Here is a 21,558-nt window from a genome sequence, read left to right as displayed (position 1 = left end):
TTTTCTGGAAAAACAAATTAGCTGAATCATAGCTCCTTCAAGACATTAACTAAGATATCAACAGAGTTAGCGAGATTTATTTGTTCGTATTCAGCTAAATCCTGAAGGTTATCATTAAGACGATTATGCAGAAGATACGGTGAGGAACAAACAAACTCTGTCCCTTTTTCTGTTATATTAATAAAAATCATACGCCTATCTTTAATATCCCGCGTACGTTGAACAAATCCTTTTTCCTCCAGCCTATCAATGACACCTACTAGAGTACTCATTGATAAATGAACGTTCTTGGATAATAGAGAAATCGTCATGACGCCTTTTTCATAAATTTCATATAAGCATATAAGCTGTGGCACGGTAAGGCCGTAACATTTATTTAAGCGCCTTGAGTGATTATCCATATGCTGCATTATTTTCCGCAGAGCAAGTAGAATCTTCTTGGCTCGTTTTTCAGACTGCGTATCATCGGTTATTTTTTTTTCAAGCTGGCTTTGATCAGTAGAGTTCATGACTAAGGTCTTATAATAATTTATTGAAATTGATTACTATTGCTATTAGTATAACAAAATAGTTCGTGTACAAATTATATCTGTAGATATGAATTTACTAGAGACAATTACAATTGTACTTAACTATTTGCAGCAACTGTAGAGGCCTTTTTAAATTTTGAGATGACCTTTTGTAATGAGAGGGATTTTTTGAAACATTAATTTAATAGCAAGGGAACTGCCGATAATAAAATAGAAGGATTAAATGATGCCAAATCAACTTAATGCATCCTCATTAATATCTAATAGTTATACTAATTCAGCATTATTAACTCCATTGTCAAATGAAGAAGAAATTTCTTTTCGAAGTAACGGTGTTCTTACTTTAGGAGTAGAAATTGAACTGCAATTGATTGATTCTTCAACCTATAATTTATGTTCTCGAGCAGAAGAAGTATTGCAAGAAACTGCTCATCTTAAAAAAATTAAACCTGAGTTTTATTTAAGTACTATAGAGATTAATACTGATATATGTAGCTCTGTGCGCCATGTTGAAGATGATCTCTATCAAACACTGAGATCATTGCAGCTCGCTACAAAAAATATGGGTATCCAATTTGCAACTAATGGTTCCCATCCTTTTTCCAGTTATTCTGATTGGATTATTTCTCCTACGGAACGTTATCTGGATCTAATTGATCGTAATCAATGGCTAACTCGCCGGATGAGTGTTTATGGATTACATGTTCATTTGGGCATGTCTACTGGTGAAGAGTGTATTCGTTTTAATAATTTTTTTATGTACTTTTTACCCCATTTATTAGCCCTGTCATCAAGCTCCCCGTTTTGGCAAGGAATTGATACGGGCCTTTCCTCCTGCCGCCCGACTACCTATGAATCGTTACCAACTGCTGGCCAACCTTATCATGTACGTAAATGGCAAGATTTTGAGCATTTATATAATACACTAAAATCATGCGGCTCTATTAAGACGCTTAAAGATTTATGGTGGGATTTGCGACCAAGCCCTGGTTTTGGCACATTGGAAATTCGGGTATGCGATGGAGCAGCAACATTATCTGAAACCGTAGCCATAGTTGCTTTTATTCATACTCTTGCTTATTGGTTTAGTGACAATGGGAGTTGGCTTGAATCAGTAGCCTACCCGCCCTATTGGCTGTCTCGAGAAAATAAATGGAGAGCGATGCGTTATGGTTTAAACGCTGAGTTAGTGATGAATACGGATGGTAAATTAAAGTTAATGCGTGAAGATATTCAAGAATGGTTTGAAAAATTACAACCATATATCGAAAAGCTTAATTATCAAACCTATTTTTCAACTCTTAATACCATTATTGATAAAGGCACAAGTTCTGAACGGCAACAAAAAGTATTTGAACGGGCTGGCTGTCTAAAAGATGTCGTTAAACACAATGTCAGTGAATTTTTACTACAAGTACCGCTTTATAGTTATGAACAAATGGCTACATGAGTCGATAAAAGAAGAAAAATAAGAATTTTTATGCTTACTACCTTGAAGATTAGAAAAGCGTGCCGCAATGGCAATTTTCATATTGTGCAATTACTTACAAACGCTCCTTTATAGTTGGTCCCCTCATCCCGAAATCCCGCGGCTTGAGCGCGGGATCTATGGGCTCAGAGTGAACACCGGATCCCGCGGTCAAGCCGCGGGAATCCAATACTGGGGGGAGGATGACCTATTACTTTTAATCACGTTTTTCTCTCGACCTGGACTCAAAGTTGAACTTTCTCCAAAATTTTTACATCCCACGTGAGCTATTACAAGTTGTATCTTCAATTCAACTTTTTGCATACAGTTTAGTCAACCCTAGCACCCTAATGCAACCTCATCCAGAACGCAGCGAAGGATCTCCGAGATTAACACTGTGCCACATTCAGGAGATCCTTCGCTGCGTTCTGGATGACGTTGCGCTGAGACAATCTATAAACACTTATTAGTTTAAAATTCAAAACTCACCTTGTAATATTCCATCTTTATTCATTTTTTATATATCATACATTAAATTGTCAGCACATTTTAAGGCATCATCACCTGAGGTATTACTCCTTAAGTTGATGCCATTGCCCGGTCACTACCCCTTATTCTGCATAACCTCTTCATGAACTAATTTTATCTGTTGCTGCAAAGTTGTCTGCACTTGTTTGATTTGATTTTGTGCCATTGTATTCACTTTTTGAATTTGATCCTGCAATTGGCTTTGCATTTGTTTTAGTTGATTTTGAACTTGGGAATTAAGCTTATCTATTTGAGCTTGCTGGTCAGCCTGCATTTGTTTTAGTTGAGTCTGTATCTGAGAATTTAATTGTTGAATTTGATTTGATGAGGAACCTGATAACTGCTCGGGTGATGCAGCAATAGCGGCGAAATTTGCCGAGATACAAGAAGTAAATAATACAGCAACCAACTTTTTCATACCCAACTCCATTTTTAGTAACAATTTAAATATCTAACTTTAATCAATTTTTAGTTGAATGCAAGCATCTTTGCATCTTAAAGCCCGATCGACTACCAATAGATCCCGCGGTCAAGCCCATAGGTATCTACAAAAGTGTCTGTAAAAGTCCCGTTCCGCCTTGTCCCAACACTACGTCATCCAGAGCGCAGCGAAGGATCTCCTGAAGGTGGCACAGTGCTAATCCCTTAGATCCTTCGCTGCGCTCTGGATGGCGTTGCGTTAGGATGACAGGACTGATCTATTACAGACACTTTTGTAGATGCCTATGGCTCAAGCCGCAGGATCTAGCAGTGGTGCAAGAACTAAAGGCTGTTTTGAATAACCTGCTCAGTAAACCCAGCTCGTAAATAAAACCCACGTGGCAGGGTTAAAATTTTTTCCCCTTCACTATTAAAGCCATAGCACAGTGATTTTGCATTTGCTGCCTTAGGTCTAACCTGTAAATACTGCCCAATGCTTGCGTTAATTTCCTCTAGATGTCCTGTTGCAATCATCATTGTTAACTCATTCCAATCTTCGGCAAGAATAGTTGCCTCAGACTCCTTGGGTGACCATAAGAAACCCCTGCCAATACGCCGATGTTCGAAAGGAATAGCCTTATCGCCTTCAATTGGTAGCCATAAGACCCGTTTTAATTTTGCGTAGCATTGCGAGGATAACCAATTTTGTTGATGAATAGTAAGCAAAGGAATGGAGGTTACAAAGGTTGATTCCGCCGGTTTGCCATTTTCATTAAGGGGCAAGGTCTTCAGCTCAATACCAAGATTGGCAAAATCAGGAATGGCTTTGTTGCCCGCCGTGGTTCCCAAGGCCATTTCAATAGCCAGCCCTGTCCACCCTTTTCGTTTCTGGCTTTCTGCGGGAATTGATAATTGCAAAGAGGCTGCCAATTGAAGAAAACTTACGCCCTCAATCATCTGACAGTTGGCTAAGAGCTCCTCTTCATTGCTCAGTAATTTTCTTGGCAATGACAGGTTCATGTTGATCCTCTTTTAATTCAATACTGATTGGCGGTATCGGTGGTTTCACTCCTGCGGCCTTAAATTGCGCCATAATTGCAAACAAAACCTTTGAGCGAACCTCAAAACGGGTATGAATTTGTACATTGATAAAATAACGAACCTCAAATTCAATAAGCGCGTCATCAATTTGTTTGAGAAAAACCTGTGCCGGCGGATCAGCAACAATTTCAGGAATAATGGCCAGCACATCTAAAATGAGCTGCTGGATCATCGCTGGATCATCTGCCCTGCTTACCTTAATAGGCACAACTGTACGGACAATGCTGTCTTGATGGGTCCAGTTAGTAAACGGTTTATTAAAGGTTTCAGCGTTGGGTACCAGTACTTCCGTATTATCCCAGGATGACACCCTCATAGAACGAATACCGATATGGGCAACACGCCCTTCATGCGTGCCAATAGTAATTAAATCACCCTCACGTACTGGTCGTTCAATGAGGAGCATAAGTCCGCCTACAATATTTGAGGCGAAATCACGCAAACCAAAACCCAGCCCGACAGCAAGACCGCCAATAACCATTGACATGCCGCTAAAATCAAGACCTAGCACACGCAAGGAAATAAAACCGCCAATAAGAATAACCGCATATTGTGTAAAAACGGAGAGACTATTACGAATACCGGCATCACGGGCGTCGCGATAGAGGCGGCGATAACTAAGCTCTCTGGTCCATTTTGAGGCCCAAACAAAAACAGAGGATAAGATAAGGAATTCAATAATGCTAAGCACAGTAATATAAATTCCAGACATATTGACCAAGGGATATTCGGCAAAATCACGTAAGCCGATCATTACTGCAGAATCCCAATGCCAACCAAAAAGCTGGAATAACACATAAAGACTGGCAGTAAATAAAAATACCCGCAAAATCTTATCTAAGGGCTTTAATACAACCTCAATCCATAGCCAGCCATTTGAGGAACTGGAGATCATCCATTCACAAACAAGTTCCAGCGCATCAATAAATAAACCGCGAAGTAAAACATAGCCTGAAATTATCAATAGAATCTGAACCTGATAGCGGCTCATCGTCCATGCCAGATTAATATAACCAATCAAACCAATAATTGCTGTGGTAAACAGGGTTAAAGGGATGAGTACCGCTAATAGCATAACCGCATTGCGAAAATAGCGTTTCTTCGTTTTTAACAAGGGATGTAGTAAATGGGCGATTACATCTCTTGACTGCCAGAGAACAAAGGAGACCAAGACTAAAAAGAGCATAAATAAACGGCTAAAAATGTCTTGTAATAATGAAGACAGCGGTAATTCATCAGAAATTACCATTAATGCGGTTGTCCATCCTCCAGCCAGGAAAAGCCATTTAAGTCGATAAAACAAGGAAACATCATAACCTGTAGAATCACTTACGCGCTCAAATAAGGCGAGGCTTGCAATTTGAATCAGCACGCGGAAGGTAAGCCAAACAACGATCAGATTAACGAGTAATTGATAATTCGCAAAAGCAACATGATTTAAGTAGAGCGACAGGATTAAGGCCGTTGCTATTGATAAATGAGTAATATTACGACCTATCAAAGTTAGGGCAGCGCCATAGAGATGCCCTGCTAAACGGGAACGCTCTTTATTACTGGTTAGCCGTTTAAGAATTTTATGCATACCAAAGGCGATTAGCACTACAAGACCTAAAGATAACCATACAAACATTGCAGGTAAGAGGTCTTGCCATAAATAATTGTCTTTGACTTTTAAAACAAGCGATTTGACATAGCTATAAAGTTGGCTAGGAATATGGGAAATTTGCTCGATAATAACAGGCCAACTATCAAAGCGGTATTCAGATAAGCTTTGTCGGACAGACAATTGTTTTTTCAATTCCTGCTCATGATTTTCCAGATCTTCCTGCAGTGTTTGTTGCTGAATAGTAATCCCTTCTAACCTGGATTTGACAATACGCAATAAGCTTGTAAATTGACGTTTGACATTAGCATCTGTCACCTGCTGCTGCTCATCGCTCAGCATGGTCATCATTTTCTTTAAGGATTGCTCCATTTCTAATAACTGATTAATCGCATCTTTGTAAGTTTCGGTCACAGCCTGCAAGGTACGTATATCAGGGCTTTTTTGTAATAAATAATCCGCTTTGACTAGCTTTTTCTGTAAATCAATTTCTGCAATTTTATGCTGAGTTAAATTAATAACTTGGTTATTTAATAATAGTTTTGCTTCCAGATTAAAATTCGGTGAGGTGCTCAGATGAGCTTTTGATTCTTCCTGAATTTTAATGCTGTACTCATAATAGTTATCCAAGGAGGCTTTGAGCTTATCATCCTGAGTACGTAATTTTTCCAGCTGTCCATGCATTAAATCCTTGGATTTCCACAACTCCAATTGCTGATTTTGTACCGTTAATGCCTCTTGATATTTAGAGGCTAAAGACAGGTTTTCATTAATTAACTGAATGGTTTTCTTATTAATATCACTCAGGGTATTAAGCTGGCTTATACGCTCTTGCGAACTGATATCTGAGACCGGTTTTTGCTGTAGGCGTTTTAAGCGCACAATATAATCTTGCTGTTGCTTATTCTGATTAGTAAGGAAATTATCAAAGCTGATGATTTTTGCCTGATTTAAGATTGCCATCGCCTTATTTTCACGCATAAAGCGGAGATATTCCTCATAACTAGCCGGGTTTTGTTGCAATTTAACTTCATTTAAAGCCAGGCTTAGATTATTTTTTTCCTGAACCAGGTATTCGATTAATTTGTTTGCGCTAGCATCAGATTTGGCAAACAGAAGCCCTGAAGCCATCATGAGTGCAGCTAAAAAAAAGATTGAGAGCCAACCTAAAGAACCCGCGGTCAAGCCGCGGGAATTCGAGTCTGTTTGGGGGTTAGACATTTTCTCCCCATACAAAACTATTTGTTTTGTGTTGTCGGTGCAAGACGGATTCCTAGCTCATTAAGTTGGGCATTACTCACTGCTGTTGGCGCATTTGTCAGCAAGCAAGATGCAGACTGTGTCTTTGGAAAGGCAATGACATCACGGATTGAGCTTGAGTTGGTTAGCAGCATAGCTAAACGATCCATGCCCAAGGCGATACCACCATGCGGCGGACAGCCAAATTGCAAAGCATCCAATAAGAAACCAAATTTTTCTTTTGCTTCTTCTTCGCCAATACCCAATAAATCAAATACGGTTTGCTGTAAATCAGGATTATGAATCCTGATTGAGCCCCCGCCAATTTCATAGCCATTGATTACAATATCGTAAGCCTTAGCAAGTGTCTTTGTTGGATTTTGCTTTAAAGAGTCTATTGATAACTCTTGTGGTGATGTAAAGGGATGATGCATCGCCATTAACTGGTTTGTTTTCAGATCCCGTTCAAACATCGGCCAATCAACAACCCACAGCAAACGCCAGCCTGGTTCTATAAGATTTCTATCCTGTCCTAATTTAACTCTCAGGGCACCCATCGATTCATTAACGATTTGTACATGACCAGCACCAAAGAAGACAACATCACCGGTCTGAGCAGAAACCCGCTCGAGAATTGCTGTAACAGCTGATTCATCTAAAAATTTAATGATAGGCGATTGTAACCCCTGCATACCCAGGGATTTATCATTGACTTTGATGTAGGCCAGACCTTTAGCACCATAGATACCAACAAATTGGCTATAATCATCTAATTCTTTACGACTTAAGCTGCAACCCCCTGGTAATTTTAAGGCAACAACCCTGCCCTCTGGATTTTCAGCGGCATCCGCAAAGACTTTAAACCCGCTGCCCTTCACTAAGTCAGCAATATCCACCAGCTCTAAGGGATTGCGTAAATCAGGCTTATCACTGCCAAAACGACGCATTGCCTCGGCGTAGGTCATACGAGGCAAAGTATCGGGTAATTCAACCTCTAAGATCTCCTTGAAGACTTTTTGCAGCATCCCCTCGATAATAGTCTGAATAGTGGCCTCATCAATGAAGGACATTTCCATATCAAGCTGGGTAAATTCAGGTTGTCTATCGGCACGTAAGTCTTCATCACGGAAACAGCGCACTATTTGATAGTATTTATCAAAACCTGACATCATTAATAGCTGCTTAAATAATTGCGGCGACTGCGGCAGCGCATAAAACTCCCCAGGATGTACCCGCGATGGTACTAGGTAATCACGTGCTCCTTCGGGAGTTGCTTTAGTCAGCATCGGCGTTTCGATATCTATAAAGCCCTGCTCATTGAGAAACTCGCGTATGCAGCGAACCAAATTATGGCGAAGTATCAGATTGTGCTGCATGTCTGGTCGTCTGAGATCAATATAACGATAGCGATAGCGTAAATCTTCATTAATGGATTGATGTGCATCAGGTAAAAAAGGTGGGGTTTGTGACTGATTGAGTATTTCCAGTGCTGTTCCCAGTATCTCAATGCGACCTGTCGCCATTCTATCGTTGATCATACCCTCAGGACGTAAACGAACTACTCCTTTAAGAAGCACAACAAATTCATGACGTAACTTTTCAGCAATGGCAAAAATATCGGCAAACTCTGGCTCATAAACAACCTGAACTAATCCGCTACGATCTCGAATATCAAGGAATATAACACCGCCATGATCGCGACGATTATGTACCCAACCGCAAACCGTTACCGATTGTTCAGCCATTGTTTCATTAACATTTGCACAATAATGTGATCTCATAAAGCCACCTGTTTTTTAATTAGACTTTTATTTCTCAATCTGCAATTGTGGCGCAGACTGCATAACTCCTAAGGAGATAATAAATTTTAACGCTTCATCAATCGTCATAGACAATTCAACCGTTTCGCTTTTAGGAATCATCATTAAGAAACCAGAAGTCGGGTTTGGGGTTGTAGGTACAAAAATCGTAAGCATCTCTTCCCCCATTTGCGATGCTAACTCAGGATGTGGTGAGCCAGTAAGAAAGGCCAACGACCACAATCCTTTTCGCGGATACTCTACTAACAAGACTTTACGAAAGGCCTGGCTGTTCGTTGCAAATATAGCCTGAATAACCTGCTTTGCGGTGTTATAAATTGAGCGGACCAAGGGAATCCTAGCTAAAAACGCTTCTCCCCAAGCCATTAGCCGTTGCCCCAGTAGGTTTGTTGTCAGAATGCCTGTTCCCAATAAGAGCACAAGTGAAATAACAACGCCAACCCCAGGAATTTGCACGCCTAAAAGCTGCTTCGGCTGGTAGGCATAAGGCAACAAAGCGATGGTTCTATCGAGAAGATCAACGATAAAACTTAAGACACCAAAGGTTACCAAAACCGGTAACCACACGATCAAGCCAGTTAAAAGATAACTGCGCAGGGATTTAGACTTCACTCTTTTTCGCCTTTTGTACTTGTTGATGAGCTACTTGATTCACCTGATTTACTACTGCTGTCCCCGCTATTTTTCGCTTCTGGCTTAGACTTATTTTTAAAATCAGTCGCATACCAACCACTGCCTTTCAATTGGAATCCAGCTGCAGAAATAAGCCGTTTTGCGGTATCTTCAAAACATTTGGGGCATTGTTTTGTAGGTGGGTCACTGATTTTTTGCATTAAATCAAAATGGTGATGACAACTTGTGCATTCATATTCGTAAATTGGCATCAAAAATCTCCGTGCAACTGTTTGTTCATAGTGTTATCAAAAAAGAACTAAGGATTATATCTAACAAGCCCTTTGTGAACAATGGTTGTAGATTAGGGGATATTTATATCCGTTCGCGTTGAGCAACTCGGCAAATATAGGGAAAGAACTTAGAGCTAGCAGCTCCTCATCCGCCCTTCGGGCACCTTCTCCCCGCAAGCGGGGAGAAGGGATTCTTAGATCTCCCTTCGCCCCTCAGGGGAGATGGTAGCGCGAAGCGACGGATGAGGGGCAGTTTTAGCACAACATCCTCTCCAAATTATCCCCCTCAAACTTCCCCTTATAAGGCAAAACACCAAGCAAAGGGATCTGCATTTTATCTGTTAATGTTGCCAGGTTCCCTTCCAAAGCCAGCATAGAGCTATCGAGGCAATTCGCTATCCAGCCAACAGTTTCAATATTATTCATTTTTAATACGGCATCAGTTAACAAAGCATGATTGATACAACCTAACTTCATACCAACAACAACGATGGCAGGTATTTTTGTAAAGGTTAAAAAATCCACCCAGGTTTCCTCATCATTAAGAGGAACCATCAAACCGCCAGCCCCTTCAATCAATAAGGGGGAAAATGATTGATATCGCTCATCTAAGCAAAAGCTTGCGAGCTCTTTAACTGATAGCGAGCTATTGACTGCCTTAGCAGCCAGATGCGGGGAAATGGGTGGAGCATATTGCCAGCCATTGATAGGATAGGCAGTGGGGCTATTGTGTTTGGTCAGATGCAAAACATCCTCACTCTCCAATTGCCCGTTATTTTCCCGGCATCCACTAGCTACAGGTTTTAAAGCTAAAGCAGGTTTTTCTCTGTTTTTAAAATAATCTAGCAGCTGACAAGAAACATAGGTTTTTCCGCAATCAGTATCAGTGCCTGTTATGAAATAAGGTCTCATTAAAAAATTGTTCCAAAATTGTTAAAAATTCATCCTGGTGCGACAAAAAAGGCATATGTGCAGCCTTGTTAAACATGACATAGTCGAAGGTCGGATACATTTTTTGCATAGCAGTCATGGTAACACGCGGAGTGATTGCATCCAGGCGGCCAAACATGAAACAGGCGGGTTTCTTGAATTGATGCAGCTCTTCTCTTAGATCCCAGCTAGCCAATATGTCCAACCCGGCCTTTAAACTGGCTGTCTCAGGCATATGTTGATTTTGATAGCGATTTGGTTGTTTACCTAATTGTAGGGTCACAAACTGTGAAATAGTTTCCCCTGGATCGATGGCCAGGTTACGGAAAAAATTATCAAAAATGGCTTTATCAACACCAGGCCAAGACTTCTCTTTAATAAAACGCGGTGAGGACGCAATATTGACTAGATGACTTACCCGCTGCTGCTCTTCCAAGGCAAGGCGGGTTGCAAAGAGCCCTCCCATAGACCAACCAGCAATTGCAAAATCAGGAGGGAGCTGCCTTAGCAATTTTTCTTTGAACTTCTCCCAACTCATCAAAGGACTCATGCCGAAGCCAGGTAAATCGACCAGGTAAAGTTGATAATCCTTGGCAAGAGCAGAGGCAAGGTCTAACCAAATGCGGTGATCAAAACCCCAGCCATGGAATAAAACTAAGGGAAAACCTTGGCCTTTAATTTCAATGTGCAGATTCATAGCGTTGCTCTAATGTCCCTGCAGCAATGAGATTCAAGAAATAAAACAATTTATCCAGGTCTTCCGGCTCATGCTGATAATTCAAAATCACCCTTAATCCCGTGTCTTTCCTAGAGACTGTTGGCTCGCGCATCGCCTGACAGAAGATCCCTTTTTCACGCAGAAAACTCGCATAACTAAGTGCTTTATGAGGGCAGCCGAGTTGCAGTTGCTGAATAGGTGTTTTTGAAGCCCGCCAGGTTAAAGACGATGATTCACGCAGCTTTTGAAAATAATCGATTAAATGAAAAAGCTTCTGCCGTCGTTCATCAGCAGATCGAATAAAGGTTAAAACCTCTGTCATACCATAGGCTAGCGCGGGACTAACCGCTGTTGAATAGCGGTGTGAACGGGCAAATTGCAACAAGGCATCAATCCACTCTCCCCTACCCGCAACAATTGCACCTTGAAAGGCGAAAGCCTTGCCCAGAGGAAAGACTCTTAAGGGAATTTGCTCCTGCCCCAAGCCGTGTTGCATCACAGCCCCTAAACCCTGGGGGCCAAATACGCCAAAGGCATGAGCTTCATCAACCAGGCAATCCGCTTCATAACGCCAACAAAGCTCAGATAAGGCGCTAAGATTGGTTGTCTGACCACTCATACTAAATACGCTTTCTGCGATTACAACGGGATTTACCGGTCTTTCATCCAGCTTAGTTTGCAAATTGGCTAAGTCATTATGTAGATAACGGCTATAACTAGAGTCGTTTAAGTGCAAGCCATCATAGAATGAAGCATGGGCAGCCTTATCAATAATGATGTGGCTGTTAAAATGGGCTAATAAAGAAACAAGGCCTAGATTCGCTGCATAGCCTGAACTGAATAAAAGCGCATCATCAACACTCAAGGCCTCCGAAAAGGCCTGCTCGAGCGCTCGATGGCTCTTGTGATAACCACAGATTACCATCGAACCTCCACTGCCGGAGGGGTATTTGCTAAACCCTCTTTGAAAGGCTTCTCTAACCTGTTTCTCTTGGGTTAGGGATAGATAATCGCTTGAACTAAAACTAATGCCTCTATCAGAAGAATCAGCAAGCATGCGTTCTCGATGCAAGCCTTGCTTTTTTAATAGAGACAAATGCTCAGAGAGTGCGGAACTTATCATGCTTCGGCAAAGGCCTTTAATCCTAATTTATCGAAAAGCACCCTATCCTCATCACGCTCAGGATTAGCTTCAGTTAACAGTTTCGTCCCGATAAATACAGAGTTAGCACCGGCGAAGTAGCAAAGAGCCTGTAACTCATCACTCATTTCTGTACGCCCTGCAGTCAGACGAATAACACTGGATGGCATGGTAATACGCGCAGTAGCAATTGTACGTACCAATTCTATTCCCTCAACCTGCTTAGAATGCGCAAGCGGTGTACCCTCTACAGGGATTAAACGATTAATAGGAACGCTTTCAGGGGGCGACGACATGTTAGCCAGAGTATGGATAAACTCAATCCGATCGTCACGAGTCTCACCCAAACCTAAGATACCGCCACAACAAACGCTTATCCCTGCCTGACGCACATTTTCTAGTGTTTCTAAACGATCTGAAAAGCGACGGGTTGTCACGACTTTGTCATAGTAGGAGGGTGAAGTATCAATGTTGTGATTATAAAAATCCAAGCCAGCTTCTTTTAACTCCTTTGCATGCTTAGGCTCAAGCATTCCTAAGGTCATGCAGGTTTCAAGCCCCATCGCTTTGACACCGGCAATCATTTGCTTTAACTCAGGCATCGCCTTATCGGGTGGACAACGCCAGGCGGCTCCCATACAAAACCGTTTTGCACCATTGTCTTTAGCTTCCGCGGCTTTGGCTAAAACCTGATCGACAGCCATTAGTTTTTCTTTTTCAACATGGGTTGAATAGTGCCCGCTTTGTGAGCAATAACCACAATCTTCGGGGCAGGCGCCAGTTTTGATACTTAGCAATTTTGCCAACTGTAAGGCATTGGCATTATGGTGTTCTTTATGAATACTATGTGCGGAATAGAGAAGCGTATTGAAAGGTTGTTCATAAACTTCTTTTATTGCATTCAAGGTCCAACGTTCGGTTAAATTAGTCACTTCATACCTCTTTTTTTTATTATGTCGAACATGATAGAGTCACGTCATTTCTTGTCAACCAAAATTTGACGTAGGGTTAACAGAATGGGCTTAATAGAAAAAGATTTAAAACACATCTGGCATCCATGCACCCAAATGAAGGACCTTGAACTTTGCCCGCCGATTATTGTCAATCATGCAAAGGGTTCTTATCTTTATACCGATAAAGGTCCCTTAATCGATGCCGGTTCGAGCTGGTGGTGTAAATCGCTAGGCCATGGTCATCCAGCGGTTATCGCTGCCCTCAAAGAGCAATTGGATTCTTTTGAACATGTGATAGCTGCTAATACAACCCATTCCAAACTGGCTGAATTTGGTGAAAAGCTGATGGAAATCAGCAGAAGACAACATGTATTCTTCGCCTGCGATGGCTCATCTGCTGTAGAAATTGCCATGAAAATGGCTTTACACGCGAAACAATTACAGGGTCAAGCCGAAAGGAATGAATTTATTTCCTTAGAAAATGCCTACCACGGTGAAACCTTTGCAACTCTAAGTATCAGTGACCTAGGCCTCTTTAAGAAGCCTTATGAGGGCTATGGTGTCAAATGCCATTTCCTAAGCTCTCTTCCCTATGTCGCTGACCAAAGCGATCCCCTATGGTCCGATGCTAGCGCCTATTGGCCCCAGACTCTGGAAAAACTGGAAACTATTAAGGCAAAGGTCTGTGCACTGATTGTCGAGCCTATTGTCCAAGGGGCAAATGGCATGCGTTGCTACAGTGCTGACTTCTTAAAAAGATTAGCAAATTGGGCAAAGGCCAATGATATCTATTTGATTGCTGATGAAATTATGACCGGTATTGGACGAACTGGTGAATGGCTAGCCTGCGATCATGCGGGTGTTGATGCCGATCTAATCTGTTTATCAAAGGGCTTAACTTCGGGTTCTGTCCCTATCAGTTGTGTCCTGATTGATCACCCAATTTATAGGCTTTTTTATGATGACTATGACAAGGGAAAATCCTTCTTACACTCCCATACCTTTAGTGCAAATGCCATGGCAGTCAGTGCGGCCTTAGCAACAATCAAGGTTATGGAAACTGAAAAAATGAATGAAAAAGCACAGAAACTTGGCTCATTGATGTATCAGAATTTTCAAGAAATCGCTGAATTAAGCGGCAAATTTAGCAATCTTCGTTCAATTGGCGCCATCGTTGCCGCTGATTTAATCCCCAATGGCAGCAAACGCCTTGGTTATCAGCTTTATCAGGCAGCCCTTGAGCGTGGTGCCTTGCTAAGACCTCTGGGAAATACCCTATATTGGCTACCACCTCTTAATACAGACAAGCAGACAATTGAGAATTTAGCCGAAATTACCCTAAACTCTATAAAGGCGATTTATTAAAATCAGAATTCAATGAAGAAAAGCAGAAACTATAGAGAATATATCAATGCACATTTGGCATTAGATCTAATCTGGCTATCTCTTACGATTTTGCTATTAGTCGTTACACTTCATTATCAATGGCAGCTCTATCACCAGCAAAAGAAAAAGCTGATGCAACTCAGCGCTAATCAAATAGAGCTGCGTTTTGCCGCAGTTATCGACTCCTTTCTTCATGAGGTTTATTCCCTGCCCTTGTATGGCCGGGAACTCAAGACCTGTGAAGGTGATTTATTACCCATTCTACAAAGCGTATCGAAAAAAAATCCGGCTATTTTAGGCGCTGTTCTCTCAGATAATAGCAATAAGATAATTTGCTCGACTATCCAAACTGGCTATCCTCTGCCCCCGCCTTCTGAGCAAAATCCAACACTTTATGGACCTATGGCAATTGGCTCAAAGGATAAGAGTGTATTTTTGTTAGAGCAACAACTTGGGCAATATTATCTGGGCGTCTACATCTTGGAAAATGTATTTCTCGATATTCTAAAATCATCACTGACACAAGATCAACTAATCGCTTTATATAAGATAAAACAGCATGAAAATGCGCTGATTGTCGGAGATAGTAATCTGGTTGTGTCTTTAGGCAATATTTACTCTACAGAAAGCGTCAATTCACCAATAAAGAATTTAAATAACTATGGGATAAGCATCAAAACACTACCCTTAAGACCCAATGCTTCCTTTTTTTATCATGAGCTTCCCTTTATTCTCGGCATTTCACTGCTTTCCTGTATTCTTTATCTTAAATTTAGATCGATTCTAAACAATCGTTTTTCCCTGCACTATGCCTTGGTCAATGCATTAAAGCGTAATCATTTTCAACCGGTTTATCAGCCTGTAAAGGATCAAGCAGGAAACCGATATTGCGGTGCAGAGGTTTTATTACGCTGGCAAACGGATGCTAATGAAATTATTATGCCCGATGTCTTCGTTGCTGATGCTGAAGAGTCTGGCTTAATTGTGCCGATTACCTTGCAACTTATCGAAAAATCCTTTGTAGAATGCTCTGATTTACTAAAAAAATATCCCAATTTTCATTTAGCCTTTAACTTATCAGCAGGTCATTTTGTTGATAGGGATTTTTTTAATCAATTTTACGAGCTCTGTGCAGCCTACAAAATTCCTGCCAGACAGCTTATGCTTGAACTGACTGAAAGGCAGCTTTTAGATCAGGATGATCCCAAGTTAGTGCAAAAGATGAATGACCTGAGACTTAGAGGCTACTCTCTGGCTATCGATGACTTTGGGACAGGACATGCAAGCATAAAATATTTGCAACATTTTCCCTTTAATTATCTTAAGATTGATAAAATTTTCGTGCAGGCGATAGGCACAGGAGCGATTACAGAGACGCTTAATCACGCTATTATCCATATGGCGAGGTGCTTGGAGTTAAACATTATTGCTGAAGGTGTAGAAACTGCAGAACAATTGCATTTCCTAACCACCAGAAATGTCAATTTTGTGCAAGGCTGGTTTTTTGCAAAAGCGATGGGCTATGAGCAGCTAACAAGGATTGTGGAGGAGGATTTAGGATGACTAATAGAAAACTAGGGACAGTATTTTTTTTCATTGCCTATCTTAGTTCCCAACTTAGCCTTGCTTCAACAGATGGCTTAGCAAGCGGCAATTTTTGGCGTTGCTCTACAAGCGATGCGGAACAGAAAGAATGGACGGTAGATAGCAGTTACGAAATTTCAGCAATCAACAAATCCTACGACGATTGCAAAAAATTAAGTAATGTTCCAACCAGCTGTAAAAGCTCAAAAGAAGCCTGCGAAATGTTTCTAAATGGTCTCACAACCCGTCCTATGTGGCGCTGCACTGCGCTCGACCAGATGGCCAAAGTATGGGCAAGCAACATATATAAACATCGTGACGACGCAGCTATTGCTGCAAAGGCCTTTTGCCAACAAGGCAGTTCCTTTCCAGATACCTGCTATATCAATCTGATGACCTGTAAAAATTTAAACTCCAGAGAGTAGCTATGTTCTGTATTGGCCTAACCGGCACTATTGCTAGTGGAAAATCAACTGTCAGTCATCTATTCCAAGAACAAGGTGTCGTGGTTATCAGTGCAGATGAGGCTGCCCGCGCATTGACCGCCATTAATCAACCCGCCCTAAATGCTATTGCCAAGCATTTTAGCCAAGCAGTTATTAGCCCCTCTGGTGAACTTAATCGCGCAGCTCTGCGTGAAATCATCTTTAGAAAGCCGCAAGAAAGAATATGGCTAGAACAGTTATTACATCCGCTGATTAGACAATATATGAAGGATAAAGTAGTCACTTCAGTTGGTCCTTATGCCCTCATTGAAATCCCCCTGCTCAATAGCCGCAGCGATTATCCCTATTTGGATCGTGTTTTACTTGTTTTAGCTAATCGCGAACAACAAATTGAACGTGTTATGCAACGTGATAATTGTAGTAGAACACAAGCCGAGTCAATTCTAGCTGTACAAAGCAATGAAGAGGCTAAGAAAAAATTGGCCGATGATATTATTCTTAATGATAGTACTTTGGATGACTTAGCAAAAAAAATTGAAATTTTACATGGTCAGTATTTACAATTGGCAAGTCAAAAGTCATGATTAACAAAACTTTTTTTGATTACAATACCAGCTAAGGACAGCAATTTTAATGCGCGATGACACAATTACTTTCGAGCTAGCCACACATTTTCTACCCAAAATTGCTTTGCGACTGGAATGTCTTTACCAAACAATCAATCAATCCTGTGAAGAGATTCATCCAGTTATTCATCATTATGCCTTAAAAAATCTTATTGAAATCCTAAGCTTAGTTGAGAAACCTGAACTTAAAAGTCGTTTTTTAAAAGAGTTACTGCGAATTGAGCATGCGCTAATTAAATCTGGTGCAAAGACCTCGCCTGAGCTTTTCAGCCGTCTCCATATTCAAATTCAAATTCTCACACATTTTGTTGGCCGTTTTGGAGACAATATTCACACCAACCCCTTTTTACAATCAATAAAACAAACCCAGCAAACGCAGCTTTTTGATTGTGATTTCCATTCACCACAACTGCTTTTATGGTTGGAATCTGATCCCAGATTAAGACAAAATGACCTTATTAGGTGGTTGGAAACGCTAAAACCCTTGCAAACAACTGTTAGCCTTTATTTAACTCTATTAAGAGATACAGCTGAATTCAACGAGATAGAAATGTTTAATGGCTACTATCAACGCTCCTTACCTCCCAAAACATCCTGTCATCTGATTCTTTTAAAAATTGAGAAATCGTTCGGAATAGTTCCGCGCATGCAATTGGGTCATCATGGTTTAAGCTTGAGGCTCTGTGAGATTTCTTCAATGCGTGAGGTGCGTGAGACAGAAGCAAGGCTTGATTTGGCTTTATGCCAGTTGTAAGGGTTGCCCCTCATCCACCCTATGGGCACCTTCTCCCCGCGAGCGGGTAGAAGGGACTTTTATTTTCCCTTCGCCCCTCCGGGTAGAAGGTGCCCATAGGGCGGATGAGGGGTTTCTAAATTCGAGAAATAACAACAATTCTGTTAAAATCGCCGAACCCTATTTTCAGAGGCTATCCCCTTGTCATTAAAAAGCAACGGCGCTTTTTTTGCAGCACTATCAGGTTTGTTTTTTGGGCTAATTGGCTATTTTGGTATTAGTGTAATAGATGCCAATATTTCTGTGCCAAATATGTTGTTTTGGCGTTTTATGGTGTCCAGTCTTTTTATATTTATCCTATTAATACCCCAACTAAATAAGCCCAAAACAAAACCCATTGAATCAGTAAAAGTAATATTCTACGGGATTGCCTTTTATGGCACGACTTCTATCTGTTATTTCATCTCAGCACAATATATCGGTTCAGGGTTAGCCATGGTTGTTTTTTTTACCTATCCAGCAATTGTCATGCTTATTGATTTTTTACTGTATAAGCAAAAAATCTCTAAGGTTTACTATTTGGCACTTGTCGTGATTTTAATCGGCATGATCTGTCTTGCGAGCGGTAGCAAATTAACCTTTAATTTCATTGGGTTAGCTGTTTCTATCTTGTCAGCGCTCTTATATGCCCTTTATATCATTGCCAGTAAAAACAGTCCTGTGAGCCCCTTAGTTTCAACCTTTTGGGTTTCTATAGGTTCTGCCTTAACCAGCCTTATAGCTGCCTTGATCTATCATTCCTTTACTATTCCTCAGAGTCTATCTGTTTGGCGGAATATTTTAGGGATAGGAATTATCTGTACTGCTCTGCCTATTGTCTTGCTGCTTCAAGGACTGAAACACATCAGTTCTTTGCAAGCTTCAATCATGTCTGTCCTTGAACCTGTTTTTGTAGTGATCTTCGGCATTCTTCTCTTAGGGGAAAAAATTAATTTAATGCAAGCGCTAGGTATAGTTATTCTATTATCTGGTGCTTTACTTAGCCTATTAAGTAATCGTTTTGATAAGTAAGTGCATTAAAATTTTTATATTTTCTTAAGATTTCCTTAACATAAGAAAGTTATATTGGTGCGATAATCCAACTTGGTAAAAATAAAAGCATGAGCCTGAAGCTAAAACAGAAAGGTATTTTCGATGGAAAAATTCTATATAAGGACGTCAATAATCCAGGGGAAAATGATTGTGGATTTTATTCCTTTGCAATGGGTTTAATTAACATTATCCAAAGAGATCTAGCTAAAGGAAATAATGCTCCTGAACAGCTTAGGATCTTAAATGCGGTTAGTAACGCAAAAAATAAATACACTGCTGATGATTTTACAAATTTTAGCTACAACTTACGCAATAGAGCCGATCGAGCCCTGTTATCGAAGCTCAAATCTGATTTAAGGCAAATATTACACAATCAATATCTGCAAGAAATTTATCACAACAGCGTCTATATTGAGGGCCGTGCTGATGGCTTGAGCTCCAGCATGCCTTTTGTACAGTTTTTAGAAGTCTTTAACAGTTATCATCATAAGGCTCGTATCGCAAAAAAATGGAACTTGCTTTATCAGAATGAAGAACTCAAGCATTTTGCCAAACAACTTGCCTATGACTTAGCCGATGAGCGAGATCCCTTCCTGCTTAATCGTGCTGCAGAACGAGCTTTCTTAGAGGATCTCTATGGTGAAGATTACCTTGACCAAACGATGGTTCCTTGGAAAGAGACTTTAGCTGTTCAACCAAATGAGCAATTAGAATTAGCTCAAGCAGATAAAGATCTACTGGCAAAATTCAAAAAATTTCAAATGGTTGTGGAAGACTTTTACACTAGCCGCCTCTCACATCGACATTTAGAACAAGGCTTTCCGTATAAGCGAGAAGCTCTTCTTTATGCCAGAGAATTACGTGAGCGTAAACGAGCACTAAAACATCAGCAAGTCAAAATCCTCCTTGGTGACGAGCTCTTAGATCAAGACGATCTTGAAGCTGAAACTCTTTATTATCAGATTGTCGATGCTGAAAATAATGTGGTCCGAGTATACTCGCCCTACTTCGAACAAAGCTATCAATTAGCTGACGCCAAAGCACAGGATTTAATTAAGCAAGTAAGTGCTCACTTAAGCGTAGATGAAGAATTAACTATTGATAATGATATTCCTGATTTATTTAAACAACTGCTTGCTAAAGCAAATGATACGATTGATCAAGAAATTATACTTAAAAGTGTTCCCGACAAATTCCTTGAACTTTATGCTAAGTCAGAATTTAATTTAGGCCTCGACCAGCTTGATGACGAACAACAACTTCGTATTGGGGAAGTTTCTCGCTTATTAAATCTAGGGCTAACTGTTCCTCTCAGCTACCCTGCTAAAGAGAACCTGCGCAGCCTCAAGGCAGTAGAGCTTCAAATACAAGAGACGTCAATCATTGCCAACGCCTTAGCCTATATAAAAGAAGACAGAGAATGGTTAGCCACGGATCATGATCTGAAATATCTAGCAGATCTTTTCAAAGTACATTTAGAAATCCTTGAGAATGGCCGCAATACAGAACGCTCCCGGGGAGCTAATCCCTTTGCCAGACCGAGGATAACAATTAATAACTTAGGCAATTATCATTGGACCACCCGCCTTAGTGTTGGCTACCAGACATCTAAGGATAGTTTGAAATATGCAGGCTGGGTTTATAAGAAAGCAACTCTTGATAAAGAGGAAATAAAAGCCTTGCTGCTAACCTATACCACTGGCTTTATCTCGTTTTTTGGTAGAGCCCATCTGCAAAAGGCGAATGAGCTTATCGCCAGATGTAATGATGAGCAAAGCAGTGTTGCAGATATCATGACAGATTTTCGTGGGTACATGTACGCCCAGGAATATATTCCAGGCGACAGCTTTTTAAAACGATTTGAATACCTGGATGCTCGTCACCGTACTATAGAAGATGTTCTCTTGACTAAAAGAGATATTGAACGAGTTTTTGCAAATTATATTCATAGTGGCTACATTAGAAACCACCTGGTTGAAGCACGAAGAATCATTGGTGATTGTAGGGATCCAGAAATGGACATTAATGAAATCTGTTTAGCAATAGAAGACTATGTTGAAAAAACTCAATTTAATAGCGACAGCAGCTTTATGGACTGTGTCAGAGAAGTCCGAGACTTAAAACAATTCGCGGATAGACATGAGGTTGATGATGAACACTCTCTACCACTAAATTCGATATTCTAATAGTACTGTAGCCTACATCTCGTCATCCTGAGCGTAGCGAAGGATGACGGGCATTGAGTGAAGTTTCTGTAAGCTTACAGAAACTTCACTGGGTTATTTGACTCACCGTAGTTGTGCCCCTCTTAGAGAAGGGAAATCAGGTGCAAGTT

The 21,558-nt window shown here is 40.7% G+C and carries 19 protein-coding genes; 8 read left to right on the top strand and 11 right to left on the bottom strand.

What is annotated here, in order from left to right; translation table 11 throughout:
• Window positions 1–26: 26 nt before the first annotated feature.
• Window positions 27–509, bottom strand: a complete 483-nt coding sequence (locus tag BN1094_RS13240; RefSeq protein WP_043874918.1) for a MarR family winged helix-turn-helix transcriptional regulator — start codon at window positions 507–509, stop codon at window positions 27–29.
• Window positions 510–756: 247 nt separating this feature from the next.
• Between BN1094_RS13240 and BN1094_RS13235 the strand changes: the two genes are divergently transcribed.
• Window positions 757–1,980 (top strand): carboxylate-amine ligase, encoded by a 1,224-nt coding sequence (locus BN1094_RS13235; protein WP_043874917.1) that lies wholly within the window; start codon window positions 757–759, stop codon window positions 1,978–1,980.
• Between the two features lie 622 nt (window positions 1,981–2,602).
• On the opposite strand, the gene BN1094_RS13230 is transcribed toward BN1094_RS13235, so the two are convergent.
• From BN1094_RS13230 to bioB, 10 genes are all read right to left on the bottom strand, one after another.
• Window positions 2,603–2,944 carry a hypothetical protein gene (locus BN1094_RS13230; protein WP_052403293.1) on the bottom strand — a complete coding sequence of 114 codons (342 nt, stop codon included), beginning with the start codon at window positions 2,942–2,944 and terminating at the stop codon, window positions 2,603–2,605.
• Window positions 2,945–3,288: 344 nt separating this feature from the next.
• On the bottom strand, window positions 3,289–3,966 hold the full coding sequence (gene mutH, locus BN1094_RS13225; RefSeq protein ID WP_043874915.1) for a DNA mismatch repair endonuclease MutH: 678 nt from the start codon (window positions 3,964–3,966) through the stop codon (window positions 3,289–3,291).
• Window positions 3,929–6,871 (bottom strand): mechanosensitive ion channel domain-containing protein, encoded by a 2,943-nt coding sequence (locus tag BN1094_RS13220; protein WP_043874914.1) that lies wholly within the window; start codon window positions 6,869–6,871, stop codon window positions 3,929–3,931. Before BN1094_RS13220 ends, mutH begins: the two co-directional genes overlap by 38 nt.
• 17 nt (window positions 6,872–6,888) lie before the next feature.
• Window positions 6,889–8,670: an aspartate--tRNA ligase gene (aspS, locus tag BN1094_RS13215; RefSeq protein WP_043874913.1), complete on the bottom strand. Its 1,782-nt coding sequence runs from the start codon at window positions 8,668–8,670 to the stop codon at window positions 6,889–6,891.
• 27 nt (window positions 8,671–8,697) lie between these two features.
• Complete coding sequence (locus BN1094_RS13210) at window positions 8,698–9,321, bottom strand: DUF502 domain-containing protein (protein ID WP_043874912.1); 624 nt, start codon at window positions 9,319–9,321, stop codon at window positions 8,698–8,700.
• Complete coding sequence (locus tag BN1094_RS13205) at window positions 9,318–9,593, bottom strand: FmdB family zinc ribbon protein (protein WP_043874911.1); 276 nt, start codon at window positions 9,591–9,593, stop codon at window positions 9,318–9,320. The genes BN1094_RS13210 and BN1094_RS13205 overlap by 4 nt, the downstream gene beginning before the upstream one ends.
• A 276-nt stretch (window positions 9,594–9,869) precedes the next feature.
• The gene (gene bioD / locus BN1094_RS13200; protein WP_043874910.1) at window positions 9,870–10,526 is read right to left on the bottom strand and encodes a dethiobiotin synthase; all 657 of its coding nucleotides are present in this window, start codon (window positions 10,524–10,526) and stop codon (window positions 9,870–9,872) included.
• Window positions 10,498–11,241 carry an alpha/beta fold hydrolase gene (locus BN1094_RS13195; protein ID WP_043874909.1) on the bottom strand — a complete coding sequence of 248 codons (744 nt, stop codon included), beginning with the start codon at window positions 11,239–11,241 and terminating at the stop codon, window positions 10,498–10,500. Before BN1094_RS13195 ends, bioD begins: the two co-directional genes overlap by 29 nt.
• A complete protein-coding gene (locus BN1094_RS13190; protein ID WP_043874908.1) occupies window positions 11,225–12,385 on the bottom strand; it encodes an aminotransferase class I/II-fold pyridoxal phosphate-dependent enzyme in 1,161 nt (386 codons plus the stop codon). Before BN1094_RS13190 ends, BN1094_RS13195 begins: the two co-directional genes overlap by 17 nt.
• Window positions 12,382–13,335 carry a biotin synthase BioB gene (gene bioB, locus BN1094_RS13185; protein ID WP_043874907.1) on the bottom strand — a complete coding sequence of 318 codons (954 nt, stop codon included), beginning with the start codon at window positions 13,333–13,335 and terminating at the stop codon, window positions 12,382–12,384. The genes BN1094_RS13190 and bioB overlap by 4 nt, the downstream gene beginning before the upstream one ends.
• 84 nt (window positions 13,336–13,419) lie before the next feature.
• On the opposite strand from bioB, the gene bioA reads away from it, so the two are divergent.
• The 7 genes from bioA (at window position 13,420) to BN1094_RS13150 (ending at window position 21,409) form a co-directional block, all read left to right on the top strand.
• Window positions 13,420–14,721: an adenosylmethionine--8-amino-7-oxononanoate transaminase gene (gene bioA / locus BN1094_RS13180; protein ID WP_043874906.1), complete on the top strand. Its 1,302-nt coding sequence runs from the start codon at window positions 13,420–13,422 to the stop codon at window positions 14,719–14,721.
• A 12-nt stretch (window positions 14,722–14,733) separates the two neighbouring features.
• On the top strand, window positions 14,734–16,305 hold the full coding sequence (locus BN1094_RS13175) for an EAL domain-containing protein (protein WP_052403292.1): 1,572 nt from the start codon (window positions 14,734–14,736) through the stop codon (window positions 16,303–16,305).
• Window positions 16,302–16,751: a hypothetical protein gene (locus BN1094_RS13170; protein WP_043874905.1), complete on the top strand. Its 450-nt coding sequence runs from the start codon at window positions 16,302–16,304 to the stop codon at window positions 16,749–16,751. Before BN1094_RS13175 ends, BN1094_RS13170 begins: the two co-directional genes overlap by 4 nt.
• Before the next feature lie 2 nt (window positions 16,752–16,753).
• Entirely contained in the window at window positions 16,754–17,356 is a 603-nt protein-coding gene (gene coaE / locus BN1094_RS13165) for a dephospho-CoA kinase (protein WP_043874904.1), read from the top strand.
• A gap of 49 nt (window positions 17,357–17,405) precedes the next feature.
• Entirely contained in the window at window positions 17,406–18,152 is a 747-nt protein-coding gene (gene zapD, locus BN1094_RS13160) for a cell division protein ZapD (protein WP_043874903.1), read from the top strand.
• 180 nt (window positions 18,153–18,332) lie between these two features.
• Window positions 18,333–19,202, top strand: coding sequence for a DMT family transporter (locus tag BN1094_RS13155; protein ID WP_052403291.1), 870 nt, complete (start codon window positions 18,333–18,335; stop codon window positions 19,200–19,202).
• Between the two features lie 89 nt (window positions 19,203–19,291).
• Window positions 19,292–21,409: a hypothetical protein gene (locus tag BN1094_RS13150; RefSeq protein WP_043874901.1), complete on the top strand. Its 2,118-nt coding sequence runs from the start codon at window positions 19,292–19,294 to the stop codon at window positions 21,407–21,409.
• The last annotated feature ends 149 nt before the right edge of the window (window positions 21,410–21,558 follow it).

This window comes from Legionella massiliensis (assembly GCF_000756815.1).
Lineage (GTDB): Bacteria > Pseudomonadota > Gammaproteobacteria > Legionellales > Legionellaceae > Tatlockia > Tatlockia massiliensis.
Note: the sequence above shows the minus strand (reverse complement) of the source record. Positions and strands in the feature narration are given on the sequence as shown.

Bases quoted from the DNA above. Each gene is read 5' to 3' on its own strand.
- bioA (WP_043874906.1), top strand. From the start codon at position 13,420: ATGGGCTTAATAGAAAAAGATTTAAAACACATCTGGCATCCATGCACC.
- BN1094_RS13170 (WP_043874905.1), top strand. From the start codon at position 16,302: ATGACTAATAGAAAACTAGGGACAGTATTTTTTTTCATTGCCTATCTT.
- BN1094_RS13150 (WP_043874901.1), top strand. From the start codon at position 19,292: ATGAGCCTGAAGCTAAAACAGAAAGGTATTTTCGATGGAAAAATTCTA.
- BN1094_RS13195 (WP_043874909.1), bottom strand. From the start codon at position 11,241: ATGAATCTGCACATTGAAATTAAAGGCCAAGGTTTTCCCTTAGTTTTA.
- BN1094_RS13190 (WP_043874908.1), bottom strand. From the start codon at position 12,385: ATGATAAGTTCCGCACTCTCTGAGCATTTGTCTCTATTAAAAAAGCAA.
- BN1094_RS13205 (WP_043874911.1), bottom strand. From the start codon at position 9,593: ATGCCAATTTACGAATATGAATGCACAAGTTGTCATCACCATTTTGAT.
- BN1094_RS13230 (WP_052403293.1), bottom strand. From the start codon at position 2,944: ATGAAAAAGTTGGTTGCTGTATTATTTACTTCTTGTATCTCGGCAAAT.
- coaE (WP_043874904.1), top strand. From the start codon at position 16,754: ATGTTCTGTATTGGCCTAACCGGCACTATTGCTAGTGGAAAATCAACT.
- mutH (WP_043874915.1), bottom strand. From the start codon at position 3,966: ATGAACCTGTCATTGCCAAGAAAATTACTGAGCAATGAAGAGGAGCTC.
- bioD (WP_043874910.1), bottom strand. From the start codon at position 10,526: ATGAGACCTTATTTCATAACAGGCACTGATACTGATTGCGGAAAAACC.
- BN1094_RS13175 (WP_052403292.1), top strand. From the start codon at position 14,734: ATGAAGAAAAGCAGAAACTATAGAGAATATATCAATGCACATTTGGCA.
- aspS (WP_043874913.1), bottom strand. From the start codon at position 8,670: ATGAGATCACATTATTGTGCAAATGTTAATGAAACAATGGCTGAACAA.
- BN1094_RS13240 (WP_043874918.1), bottom strand. From the start codon at position 509: ATGAACTCTACTGATCAAAGCCAGCTTGAAAAAAAAATAACCGATGAT.
- BN1094_RS13220 (WP_043874914.1), bottom strand. From the start codon at position 6,871: ATGTCTAACCCCCAAACAGACTCGAATTCCCGCGGCTTGACCGCGGGT.
- zapD (WP_043874903.1), top strand. From the start codon at position 17,406: ATGCGCGATGACACAATTACTTTCGAGCTAGCCACACATTTTCTACCC.
- BN1094_RS13235 (WP_043874917.1), top strand. From the start codon at position 757: ATGCCAAATCAACTTAATGCATCCTCATTAATATCTAATAGTTATACT.